We start from the raw sequence: 12286 nt of genomic DNA, 5'->3' as shown, positions 1-12286 counted from the left end.
GCGGTATACGGAATGGTCTCTCTCGCGTTAACGACCGCGCGGCGCACTTCTTTAGGCGCCATGCGTTCGGGTGCGGGCAACCGTCTGGCGGCCACGCGCGGGCGCCGCGACGCGGGTGCGCGCGACGCACCGCACGGCGAACGCCGGCGGGCGCATATATCTGTCATAGGGAAAGCAAGGCGCGATTCTCTGAGTAAACCGGAGGCGATGCAACTCGCCATTTTCACCATTTCGAACAGAATCGATCCGAACACGCGCCATTCCGAAAACAGCCACGATCATTTTCGAGATAAGCACGCAAAATTTTTCCTTGTGTACGTTTGCGCTGCCGGATTCGTCGCGTTTTCAATCTGACAATTTCCCCCTGTCGAAATCGACAGGATGGCTGGCGTCAGGGGCCGTGCGGCGGGCCGTCGCAACTCGTTTATGATGGCAGGCACCTCTGCCTCACCCGCTTCCTCGATGACGTCCGACCGGCCTGCCGACTCCCACGCTCCCGCCTCCCCACCTGCCGACGACTGGCAGGACGACGGCAACTATGCGTCCGGTGCGCCCGAGCACGATTTCGCGGTGCGCCGCGTGACGCTGATCGTGCTGCTCGTCGCGGCGATCGTGCTGCCGTGCATCTACGTCGTGGTGATGGCGTACAACGACCTGAAGACGCGCGAGGCCGCCGCGAGCGACGTGACGATGCGCACCGTGCGGGTGGCCGAGGAGCACGCGCTCAAGGTGTTCGACCTGAGCGAGACGCTCGATGCGCGCATCGTCGATCTCGTGCAGGACATGGACGACGCGACCGTGCGCAACCGGGAGTCCGACATCCACGAAGCGCTGAACACGATCGGCGGCGGCTATCCGCAGGTGGCTGCCGTGTCGATCTTCGGCGCGAGCGGGATGCTGCTCGCGAACAGCCTCTACTATCCGGCGCCCTATGCGTCGATCGCGAACCGCGACGACTTCGCCGGCATCCGCGACGGCAAGGTCATCGAACACATCTCGCGGCTGATGATGGGGCCGCTCAAGCTCGAGAACATTCCCGTGTTCAACACGGGCGTCGCGCGGCGCCATAGCGACGGTTCGTTCGCCGGGATGGTGTCGATCGCGCTGAAGTCGTCGTATTTCAACGCGTTCTACCGAGACCTGCTCGGCGGCGCGAGCACGCAGATGACGATGGCGCTCGCGCGCTCGGACGGCGCGGTGATCGCATCGTATCCGCCGCCGCCGGCACTCGCGCACACCGATCGCGCCGTCACGTTCGGCGACGCGCGCAACGATCCGCGCGCCGGCGTCGTGCACGTGCGCCACGACGGCGCGAGCAGCGAGATCGTCGCGTATCGCCAGGTCGGCAGCTATCCCGTCTACGTGACATGCTCGTACCGCACGTCGGCGATCTGGCATGAATGGTACGAACACCTGAGCGTGCTGTTCATCTCGATGTTCGCACCGTCGGTCGCGCTGTGGTCCGTGATCTGGCTGTCACTCAAGCGGCTGAAGGCGGAAGAGGAAGCGTGGGACCGCTGGCAGGCCGAAGCGTCGATGCGGCGCTCGATCGAATCGGCGTACCGGCAGTCGCGCAAGATGCAGGCGCTCGGCAACCTCGTCGGCAGCGTCGCGCACGACTTCAACAACCTGCTGATGATCATCTCGAGCAACGTGCAGATCGCGCGGCGGCGCGGGGTCCAGCATCTCGACAAGGAGCTCGGCGCGATCGAACGCGCGCTGAAGAACGGGCAGTCGCTCACGCGCCAGCTCCTCGGTGTCGCGCGCAAGCAGCCGTTGCACAACGAAACGATCGACGTCGGGCACTGGATCGGCACGTGCCACGAACTGCTGAAGACTTCGCTCGGTTCGAAATCGTCGCTGGTCGTCGCGATCGAGCCGGGTGTCTGGCCGATCCGCGTCGACGTCGCGGAGCTCGAACTCGCGGTGATCAACCTCGCGGTCAACGCGCGCGACGCGATGGTGACGGGCGGGCGCTTCACGGTCGGCGCGCGCAACGTGACGCTGCGTCGCGAGGACGGCTTTCCGCTCACCGGCGATTTCGTGCAGATCTCGCTCGACGATACGGGTTCGGGCATGGCGCCCGACGTGCTCGCGCGCGCGTTCGAACCGCTGTTCACGACGAAGGCGCAGGGGATGGGGACGGGGCTCGGCCTGCCGCAGGTGTTCGCGTTCTGCGAACGCTCGGGCGGCCTCGCGACGATCGACAGCGCGGTCGGCGCCGGCACGTCGGTGCGCCTCTACCTGCCGCGCGCACGCGTCGAGGATGTCGTCGCGCGGCCGCCGGCGGCCGTGCACGATGCGGGGGCGGGGGCGCTCGCCGGGCTGCACGTGCTGCTCGTCGAGGACAACAGCGAAGTCGCGGCCGGCACCGAAGCGCTGCTGTCGCTGCTCGGGCACCGCGTGACCTACGCGCCCACCGCCGACGACGCATTGCGCCTGATCGAAAGCGCGGCCGCGAACGACGCGTTCGACCTGGTGATTTCGGATATCCACATGCCGGGCCGCCTGAACGGCATCGACCTCGCCGAAGCGGTCGAACAGCGGCCGGAGAAACTGCCCGTGATACTCGTCACGGGTTACGCGGAGGAACTCGACCGCACGCGCACCGTCAACGTCCGCGTGCTGTCGAAGCCGTTCGACATCGCGCTGCTCGACGAGATCCTGCTGGGCATCCGTGAAGCGCGCGATGCTCGACACGCGCGGCACGCCGGCACGTGACCGGCTGCGAGCGGGCCGGTGCCGGCGGCGTGATCGGGCGTGGCGCTCAGGCCGACTTCAGCAAGCGCACCCAGCCCGTGTAGCGATCGACGAAGCCCTGCAGGAACTTGCGGGTGTCTTCGCTGACGATCTGGCCCTGGTCGTCGATGCGCGCCGGATCGTGCTTGATGAACATCTCGGGCTGCCCGAGCGTCTTCACGTCGAGATACGCGAGCACGTTGCGCAGGTGCTGCTGCGCGAGCGCGGTGCCCGTCGCACCCGGCGACGTGCCGAGCACGGCACCCGGCTTGCCCGACCACGAGTTGGAACCCCACGGGCGCGAGCCCCAGTCCAGCGCGTTCTTCAGCACGCCCGGAATCGAGCGGTTGTACTCGGGCGTGAAGAACAGCAGCGCGTCGGCGGCCTCGATCGATTGCTTGAAGCGCTTCGCGACTTCCGGGAAATCCGCGTCATAGTCCTGGCTGTATAGCGGCAGCTCGCCGATCTCGACGAACTCGAACGAGAAATCCGCGGGGGCGAGCGAGATCACGGCGTGTGCGAGCGCGCGGTTCGACGAAGCGCGACGCAGGCTGCCGACGACCACAGCGATGCGATAGGACATGGCATTCTCCTTCCGGTGAGTAAGGAATCGGATCGATTGCTTCCGATCGAGCGACAAAGTTCTGTTTATAGGCAAGCCAGCCCGCGAACCGCCCCACGGGGCCGTACGGCCGACTTTCCACAAGGTTTTCCACAGAAATTGTGGATAACTCGGCCGTTATGTTCCGACGTTACAGATTGCCTATCGCGGATCGTTGCCGACACGCGACACAGGGTTCGGCAAGCATAGCGCAGCGCGTCGGCCGGTTTCGTGAATTCGTGACGGAACATGCATTGCAGGCCGGCACTGCGCCCAGTAAGCTGCTGGCACTGCGATACGCTCGCCTGTGGCGCACGCGCGATCGCTTCGAGACACTTGCAACCCATCCATGCCGTCCGCCTACGACGATCCCGTTTATCTCGCGCAACTGCGGCGCGACCTGCTGCGCTTCGCGCGGCTCCAGCTCCGTGATGCCGACGCGGCCGAGGACGCCGTTCAGGAAGCGCTTGCCGCCGCCTGGTCCCATGCGGGCGATTTCGCGGGGCTGTCGGCGCACAAGACCTGGGTGTTCGGCATCCTGCGCAACAAGCTGATCGACGTGCTGCGCGCGCGGCAGCGGACGGTGAGCCTGTCCGCGCTCGATGCCGAGCTCGACGGCGAATCGGTACTCGATCGCGAGCTGTTCAAGGAAAACGGGCACTGGGCCGCGCATGCGAAGCCGCGACCGTGGCCGCGCCCCGACACGCTGTTGCAGCAGCAGCAGTTCTGGACGCTGTTCGAGGCGTGCCTCGATCACCTGCCGGAGCAGATCGGGCGCGTGTTCATGATGCGCGAATTCCTCGACTTCGAAATGACGGACATCTGCAGCGAATTGACGCTGACGACGAATCATTGCAGCGTGCTGCTTTACCGGGCGCGCACGCGCCTGCGAACCTGCCTGAGCGAACAAGGACTGACGACCGAAGATGCTGCCGGGGAAATGTACTGACGTGACGCGACTGCTGTCGGATGCGCTCGACCGGCATCTGACCCTGCATGAGCGCCTGCAGGTGCGCATACACCTGCCGACCTGCAGTGGCTGCAGAGCCTATCGCGGGCAGATCGCGCTGCTGCGGACGGCCGCGAAAGCGGCGGCGGGGCGGGGGCCTGCCCCGGATGATGACGGGGCGTCGCCCGGGGAAGGCTAGGCCCGGATCGCGTTGACGGCGATCGTCAGGGCCGTGGTCGCATGCTGCCCGGTGATCGGGCTGGCTTCGATTGCCGATGCTCGTGCGAGTGCTTGCGCCAGGCTGACGCAATCAGAAAAATACGGCGGACAAGAATTATTCGAACAGTGCCTGCACCGATTCGGGCGGCCGGCCGATGGCGGCCTTGCCGCGGTAAACGACGATGGGCCGCTGCAGCAGAATCGGATGAGCGGCAATTGCCGCATAGGCATCCGCATCAGTCAGATCGACACGGGCAAGATTCAGCGCCTTGTACGGCTCCTCGCCGTCGCGAAGCATGTCGCGAACCGGGCGACCAAGCTGCCGATGCAGCGCTTCCAGTTCCTCGACCGTCGGCGGCGTCTTCAGATACTCGACGACATTCAACGGCGCGCCGGTGGTATTCAGCGACTCGACCAACGCAAGCGTCTCGCGCGACTTCGAGCATCGGGGGTTGTGGTAGATCGTGATCATCATTCAGGCCTGGAGGGTAGAGCCCTGTATTGTAGCCAGTCTGTATTGGGGGATTGGCGGGGCGAGCGGCGAGGAATCGGGAGATCGGGCGCGGATTCGCTGCTTCGCAGAGGCAGGTGAATGAGGCAATGCGATGGACCGCGAGAGGCGAGTGCTGGTCGGGCCGCGCTTCAGTGAATTGGTAGGTTTATGCGCATAAAGGCTAGCGGGATTCTTTCACGGGACGGTGAATGAAGGTGCGCGCGCTTGGCCAATACGATGGGGTTTGGTCTGCAAAGGGGGCCGCAGGTGGCGTCGCAGGCCGGTTGGTTTATGCGCATAAAGCGGGCGATTGCCGATCACGGGGGCCTCGCGATTCGCGGCGCGGCGAATGCAGACGCTTCGGCGCGTCGGTGTGACGCCTGCTCCGGGGTGATTGCTGCGTCGGTATGCTGCCTCGCAAGTAGGTCGCCCTGTACTGGATTCCGGCGGTCGGGAGGTGACCTTCGTTACTCGCCCCGATCGATCACGGTTTATGCGCATAAACGTCGCGCCTGGATAGCGCGTTGGATCGACGTACGCAGGGCAAGTGGGATACTTCGATGCTGCATACCCAGCCGGGGTGTACCACTCACAACCGACGATCAGAAGCACCTACTCCCCCGATACGATCGCGCGCCACGCTTTCCGCGGAGAGCTTATGCGCACAAACTCTCCAGCTCTCAGCTGAGGCGCCCCCCCCCGTCGAACGATAAGGCAGTGCACGCGGCACGCGCGACAACTCGCTACCCTCGCCGACGACGACATACGCGACGCCACCGAGTCGCGCACCGACCGCTCGGGCATCCGCCACACCATCCGATCGAGTCATCTGCCATCGTCGCGTCGTTTATGCGCATAAACCGATAGCCCATATGGCCAATGCGTAGTTGTCGAACGACAATTTCATTGAAATTCAAATATCGTCCTGTAGAATTCCAACGACCAAAATAGGAGTGAAAATTGGCCGCGGAAATCATTGCAGTCACTCAACAAAAAGGTGGCGTCGGCAAAAGCACGATTGCCATGCACCTCGGTGCCGCGTTCCATGAAAAAGGGAAGCGCGTCCTCGTCATCGACGCAGACCGTCAAAACACACTGGTTCACTGGTCGAGCGCATCCGGCGACAGCGACACCGGCATTCCGTTTCCGGTCGTCAACCTGGCCGAAGCCGATGGCCAGATCCATCGCGAGATCAAGAAGTTCATCAACGACTACGACATCATCGTCGTGGACTGCCCGCCGTCGATCACCGAGAAGGTTTCGGGTGTGGTCCTGCTGGCCGCATCGATTGCCGTGATCCCGACGTCGTCGTCGCCGGCCGATTACTGGTCGAGCGTCGGGCTGGTCAAGCTGATCCAGCAGGCGCAGGTCATGAACGAAGACCTCCGCGCCGTCTTCCTGCTGAACAAGACCGAAGAGAAGCGCATGCTGACCCGCGAGCTCAAGCGTGCGCTCGAGGAACTCGGCTTCCCGTTGCTGAAAACGCAGATCCCGACCCGGGAGGCGTACAAGCAGGCGATGGCGCTCGGTCAGACCGTGCTGCAGATGAACGATCGTGGCGGCAAGCTGGCCGCCGCAGAAATTCGCGCATGCGCCGACGAAATCGTCGCCATGCTGCCCTGACTTTATGCGCACAAAGGAGTCACATGAAACCCTCCCAATTCGCCAAAGGATTCCAAGCGCGCCCGGATATCACGACGAGCGAGAAGCGCACTGCGCTCGATCGACTCAATGCGATCGACGGCATCGTCAAGTCCGAGACGCCCACGCCGGCGCCGACCAAATCCGCGAAGAAAGACATCGCGCCGCCGCCCGCTCCCGACTTCACGCTCGATCCGTCGATCGATGAATCGGCGCAATATCGCGCGTGGCGTCTCGAGAACCGCTATGCGCCGGGGCAGGTGATCGAACTGCCGCTGAAGGCGATCAAGCATAGCCCGTTCAATCCGCGGCACTTCTATCTGAAGTCGTCGATTGCCGAACTCGCGGTCAACCTCGCGAAGCAAGGTCAGCAGCAGGCGATCCACGTGATTCCGGACTACGAGAACCCGGGCACGTATTTCGTCAGCGACGGCGGCCGTCGCGTGCGGGCACTGAAGGAAGCGAACAAGGAATCCGTCAAGGCAATCGTGATCGACGTGCCGATCGGCATCCAGAGCTACAAGCTCGGCTACGATCTCAACGTCCAGCGCGATTCGCAGACGGTGTTCGACAACGCCGTCGTGTGGCGCCGCTTCCTCGACGACAAGCATTTCCAGAGCCAAAAGGAGCTCTCCGAGCACCTCGGCCTCGACGAATCGACGGTGGCCGTCGCGCTGTCGATCGGCAAGCTGCCGGAAGCGATCATGCAGGAAATGGTCGCGCGCCCTGATCGCTTCGGTTCGAACATGGCGTATCAGGTCGGCCGCTATCACAACGCGCGCGGCACCGAGGCCACGCTGCGACTGATCAACAAGATCGTGTCGGACGATCTCAGCACACGCCAGGTGTCGGACATCGTCAAGGGCCGCGTCGCGGCGCAGGAAACGCCGAAGGCCGCGGGCCGTCAGCGCTATGCGCAGCGTCTCGAGATCAAGCTCGGCGGCAAGTCGGTCGGCGACCTGAAGTCGTATGGCGAAGATCGCATCGAATTGCGCCTGCGCGGTCTCCCGAAGGACAAGCGCGACGCGATCCTCGAGCAGCTCGAGCGGATGCTGTTGTCGGAGTAATGGAAACGGCCGGCAGGGCCTGGTGAGGACGCCGGGCCCGCCAAATCGAGGGCGGGGCCGGCGGCGGCCCGTCAGCGGGCCTGAGCGGGCCTCAGGCGGCCCGCGACTGGTTCAGCGTGAACGACAGCAGGTCGCCGTCCGTCGGCTCGCCCCAGGTCCTCTGGGCCAGCCAGTCGAAAAAGGCCGTCTCGGCCAGCTTGGAATCGAGGCCGCGCTTGCGCCAGTCATCGCGCAGATGCGTGCCCATCGTCGGCAGCGCCTCCGATTCGAACGACTCGCGGGCCACTTCGCGCTCCGCGTCGCCCTGCTCCTCGTACAGCACCTTTGCTTCCTTGCGGCGGAACGCCGCGAACTCGCTCAGCAGGCGTGCCTTCAGATCGTCCGGCTGGGCTGCTGCAATCTTCGGGGACGGCGTGCCGGCAGGCAGCGCGTCGACCGACTCGACCGGCGGCGCATAACCCTTCTTCAATGCATCCTTGAACAACGCCGGCGCGCTGCGCACCGGCGGCAGCGTCGTGCTGCGCATCCGCTGCTCGGTCATCTGCAGCGCGGCACGAATGCGGTTCTCCTCGCTATCCGCATAGAGCGTCTGCGCTTCCTTCAGCGGGATCCCGAGCTTCACCATCCGGTCGACCAGCGTGCTGTCGAACACGTTCGGGTGTTCGTCGAGCGCGAGCATCGGCTGCTTGCGTTCGGTCACGCGGAACTGGATCTCCGCGACCCGGCGCCCTTCACGGTGCTCGATCAGCTCGACGAAGATGTTGGTGACCGCATTGACTTCCGCGATCGCGGGACGCAGATAGTCGCGCTTGAAGTACTTGTACTCGCGCTTCGCCTCGTCGCCGGCTTCCGTGTCGGGCGTGCCCGACAGGATCGGCCGCCACCATTCCCACGGCTCGCGCATCGTCAGGTGGCTCGGGTTCGTCAGGTAGCGCACGCAGATTTCGTACAGCGCGAGACCGGCGCTGCTGCGCAGCTGGCTCTGAAACTGCAGGCTCAGACGCGCATACTGGACCGGGTCGAGCAGCTTCTTCTTGATCTTCGGCGCGAACGAGAATTCGACCCACACGCGGCGGGTCGCCGGATCCTCGAGAATTTCCGCGTCGGCGATCAGCGTCGAGATCCCCCACTTGCGGCCCGGCTTCTGGCTCGACGTCCCCGTGCTCCATTCGACCTGCACCGACACCATGCGGCGCAGGTGTTCCTTCACCAGCGCGGTGTCGTTCGAATCGAAGGCGGAGTTGGCGACGATGTCCGACAGCAGCGCGCGATACGTATCGCCCGAGTCGTCGGCCTGCTGCGCCACGGCCAGCAGGACATTGAACAGCTTGCGAGTGAGGAGCGTGATCTTGCCGCTCTTCGGCTGAATTGCGATCGCCTCGACGGCCTTCCGCAATTCGGCTGAACTGGCACTCACCACATCCACATCGGTTTTCTTGGCGCGCTTCGTCGTGGCCATACGTCGGGTCGGAGGAGAAGTTTTCCGGAAGGATAGCGCCTGCGGTGAAGTGCGTCCAGAACGACATGCTCACCATAGCGGGTGAAGTGCGCGTGCAAAACGGCACTCACCCCAGGCGCTCCCGAAAACCCTCACCGCTCCGGATTTGCAGCGTTCCGGACTCGTCCAGACGTGCTGCGGGATGCGCCGATTCACAGAATTTCACCTGTGCGCGACACGTGCGAAATGACCTCCCGTATCGGCTCACCTTTCGATTTGTCGTAATTTTACGACTGCGCGGCCGTGCAGTCGGCACAGGGTTGCGATCCCATGAGGGCGTGCCTCCCGATCACCCTCCATCGGCCTGTATGCATGTACAGGCGCGACTTACCGAGAGATCGGAATCGGATCCGGCATCCCGAAAGACGCCTGCGAAACCGGACCGTGCGACCCGATCAGCCGTGCTTTGCCGGCCCGGGCGCGCATTGTACAGCGCACAAACCGTATCGGGTCCCGAAAATACTCACCTTGAGCACAGAGTCTTCATTCGTCCGAATATCGGCGAATGCCCGACACACGCGGGATTCGCTATCAAGGTCTCCCGAAAACGCTCACCTTACCGAAAAATCGCTGTGCGTCCCGAGGCAAGGAAACGACTCCCGAAAAATCTCACCGTAACCGCCTCGGTATCAAAAATCCCAATGCGTTCCGATACTTATGCACAGAATGCATTTGGCTGTGCGTCGCTGACAGCCCCCGAAAAGCCTCACCTTTCGACGGAAATCCTTCATACGACAACCTCGTGTCGGGCCCCGAAAAATCTCACCTGTGCCAAAAAGTGGCACAGCAAAAACGAGATTTCTCCCAGTCCTGGCGGGCTTTTCGACGAATTCAGCCGTTCACAGGTCCCGAAAAGCCTCACCTTTGACCATTTTTCGGGCAAATTCCATTCCCGAAAAGTCTCACCTGTGGCCGGAATCACAGCCTGTGATCGGGGCCCCGAAAAATCTCACCTCAAGGGGATCCGGGCAGGAAAACCCGGATTTCCCTCCCGAAAAGCCTCACCTTTGGGGCTTCACAGGCCCCCATGAGCGCTTTTGCTGTGCAAAATGGCGGTCGTTTCCCGGAAATCCTCACACCAAAGACCCGTGGAGTCCCGTGGAATCTCACCTTTCAAAAAACTGCCCAAAAGATGGGCAGAATCGGGGCGCGAAGAAGGTCCCGCAAATTCTCACCTATGTCTGCACAGGCAGAAAACTGTGCAGTCAGGCACCGCGCGGGTTCTGTGGCTGTGAGGCCCCGAAAAGCCTCACCTTTGGTAAATCTCGTGTTTCACTGTGATCCCGAATCCGCTCACGACCTTTCCCGCAACGGCTCACGCAGCTCCCTGAACCCCATCACTTCAGCTCCCGCAGAAGATCACCTTGGCTCCCGTAAAACTTCACCTTGTCGGCCGGAAAGCCTTGCAGCATAAGGCTGTGCCGTGGCGTTAACGTTTTTAACTAAGGGTTCAAGGGTGTTTACTTCTAATACTCTCAAGACATCGGGCTGCCGAGTTTTCCACAGACACCCCAACCCCTGAACACCCACGAGCAATCGGAACCGCCGTCATGTGAAACAAATGCCGAAATTCGGGGCCTGCAGGAAAATGCTTGTGAGACAAGGACTTGGCTAATTTTCTTCGCTTTGTTTCACGGAATCCTGGACCACAATCGTCCGGATTGGCTCACAGGCCCGATTTCTGTGCAAAGCGACGTAAATTCACAACGACAAGCCGAAAAAGGTATCGATAGATACGTATTTCGTTATGATTGCCACATTTCAATGTCTGTGAGCACAGCGATGACCCTGGACGAAATACGCCAAGCCATTCGGGACGAACTGGAATCGCTGCGTGCAAACGGTGCACGACGGCAGGAATTGTCGCTGCACGCGTGCAAGCGGTTGTTCTTCGATCTCGGCATCAGGCCGTCGGCTGCTAACGTCCGCGATCTCACCCAGACCGGCAGCGCCAGCGATATCCCGAAAGACATCGACCATTTCTGGGAGCGCATCCGTTCCGCCTCCAAAATCAGGCTCGACGGCGCCGCAATCCCGAAAGCCGTCGAGGAAAAGGCGGGGGCGTTGCTCGGCGCACTCTATGAAGAAGCGTTGAAAGCCGCGCGGGACAGTCTCGATGAAGATCGCGAGCAGGTTCGCGCCGGCGTTGCCGACGCCGAACAGCGGCTGCGCGACGCAACCATCCGCCAGGAGACGCTCGAAGGCGCGCTCGCGCGGAGCGAAGCGAAAAACGAGCAGTTGCAGGCTCGCGTGACTGAGCTCGAGGTCCAGCTTGCGTCGCAAACGACGCACGGTTCGGCCAGTGAAGCGTCGTTGCTCACCACAGTCGCCCGACTGGAGAAGGAACTGGCCGCGGCCGCCGGCCGCATCGAAGCCGAGCAGACGCAAAATGCGACGCTGCGTGACCGCATCGATGCGCTGCAGGCCGAACTCCAGCAGCGCACCGAGCACTACGCTCAGCAAATCAAGGATGCCGTGGCCGAAGCCGAACGCCGCGTGAAGCCGATGCTGGTCGAGCTGGATTCGTTGCGCAGCATGGCGTCGACCTACCAGAGTGGTTTGCGCGACGTTCAACGCAAGGAATTCGATTTCCTGCAGCAACTGAGTTCGGCCAAGGCACGTGCCGACCGGCTCGAAGAACAGTTGCGCAGCCAGGGTGATGAACTGGAACGTGCGACGCGCGATGTGAGTTCGCTGCGCGCGAGCCGCGGCATGAATCCGGAAATCGCCGCGCTGATTCGCCGCCTGGCCGATGCCGGGCAACTGGATGCGGACGCGTTTGCCGCGATCGGCACCTCGCTGGATCAGGATATTCCGGTGCCGGCCCATTGTCCGCATTGCGACGGTGAGCCTGAGCTGTCACACAGCGAAGAAGGTTTCGAAGTGGCCTGCCCCGAGTGCGAGCATGCTTCGGGCGCTTGGCCGTCCCGATTCGAAGCGGTCTCGCGATTCGCGCACACATGACGCCAGCATAGCCGCGCCGCACAGGTGAGACGATCCGGGGAGCTTGGGGTGAGGTTTTTCGGGAGCTGTGAAACGGTGAGGCTACGCCACACAAGGCTGCTCACGGATCGCTTCG

Annotated in this window: 10 protein-coding genes; 7 read left to right on the top strand and 3 right to left on the bottom strand. The window is 62.9% G+C overall.

All coding sequences use genetic code 11. The annotated features are described in order from the left end of the window. The first annotated feature begins 12 nt into the window (after positions 1–12). Both FFS49_RS00180 and FFS49_RS00175 read left to right on the top strand, forming a co-directional pair. Positions 13–354 carry a hypothetical protein gene (locus FFS49_RS00180; protein ID WP_082139541.1) on the top strand — a complete coding sequence of 114 codons (342 nt, stop codon included), beginning with the start codon at positions 13–15 and terminating at the stop codon, positions 352–354. 108 nt (positions 355–462) lie between these two features. Beyond that, complete coding sequence (locus tag FFS49_RS00175) at positions 463–2721, top strand: hybrid sensor histidine kinase/response regulator (RefSeq protein ID WP_105816264.1); 2259 nt, start codon at positions 463–465, stop codon at positions 2719–2721. Positions 2722–2767: 46 nt separating this feature from the next. Here FFS49_RS00175 and FFS49_RS00170 read toward each other — a convergent pair whose 3' ends face one another. Continuing rightward, complete coding sequence (locus tag FFS49_RS00170) at positions 2768–3322, bottom strand: NAD(P)H-dependent oxidoreductase (protein ID WP_039344642.1); 555 nt, start codon at positions 3320–3322, stop codon at positions 2768–2770. Positions 3323–3689: 367 nt separating this feature from the next. Here FFS49_RS00170 and FFS49_RS00165 point away from each other — a divergent pair, with 367 nt between their 5' ends. Together FFS49_RS00165 and FFS49_RS00160 are read left to right on the top strand one after the other, a co-directional pair. Continuing rightward, positions 3690–4289, top strand: a complete 600-nt coding sequence (locus tag FFS49_RS00165) for an RNA polymerase factor sigma-70 (RefSeq protein ID WP_039344639.1) — start codon at positions 3690–3692, stop codon at positions 4287–4289. Then, the gene (locus FFS49_RS00160) at positions 4267–4488 is read left to right on the top strand and encodes a zf-HC2 domain-containing protein (RefSeq protein WP_039344636.1); all 222 of its coding nucleotides are present in this window, start codon (positions 4267–4269) and stop codon (positions 4486–4488) included. Before FFS49_RS00165 ends, FFS49_RS00160 begins: the two co-directional genes overlap by 23 nt. A 135-nt stretch (positions 4489–4623) precedes the next feature. On the opposite strand, the gene arsC is transcribed toward FFS49_RS00160, so the two are convergent. Beyond that, positions 4624–4983, bottom strand: a complete 360-nt coding sequence (gene arsC, locus FFS49_RS00155; RefSeq protein ID WP_071333749.1) for an arsenate reductase (glutaredoxin) — start codon at positions 4981–4983, stop codon at positions 4624–4626. A 978-nt stretch (positions 4984–5961) separates the two neighbouring features. Between arsC and parA the strand changes: the two genes are divergently transcribed. Both parA and FFS49_RS00145 read left to right on the top strand, forming a co-directional pair. After that, positions 5962–6624, top strand: a complete 663-nt coding sequence (gene parA, locus FFS49_RS00150; RefSeq protein ID WP_011353621.1) for a ParA family partition ATPase — start codon at positions 5962–5964, stop codon at positions 6622–6624. A 23-nt stretch (positions 6625–6647) separates the two neighbouring features. Next, positions 6648–7709 (top strand): ParB/RepB/Spo0J family partition protein, encoded by a 1062-nt coding sequence (locus tag FFS49_RS00145; protein WP_039344630.1) that lies wholly within the window; start codon positions 6648–6650, stop codon positions 7707–7709. 91 nt (positions 7710–7800) lie between these two features. On the opposite strand, the gene FFS49_RS00140 is transcribed toward FFS49_RS00145, so the two are convergent. Next, on the bottom strand, positions 7801–9168 hold the full coding sequence (locus FFS49_RS00140; protein ID WP_011353619.1) for a replication initiation protein: 1368 nt from the start codon (positions 9166–9168) through the stop codon (positions 7801–7803). A gap of 1821 nt (positions 9169–10989) precedes the next feature. On the opposite strand from FFS49_RS00140, the gene FFS49_RS00130 reads away from it, so the two are divergent. Beyond that, the gene (locus FFS49_RS00130; protein WP_105816263.1) at positions 10990–12171 is read left to right on the top strand and encodes a DNA-binding protein; all 1182 of its coding nucleotides are present in this window, start codon (positions 10990–10992) and stop codon (positions 12169–12171) included. Positions 12172–12286: the final 115 nt, after the last annotated feature.

The organism is Burkholderia sp. 4NA327C6 (genome assembly GCF_005502655.1).
Taxonomy (GTDB): domain Bacteria; phylum Pseudomonadota; class Gammaproteobacteria; order Burkholderiales; family Burkholderiaceae; genus Burkholderia; species Burkholderia contaminans.
The sequence above is the reverse complement of the archived record's forward strand: the minus strand, read 5'-3'. Positions and strand labels throughout refer to the sequence as shown.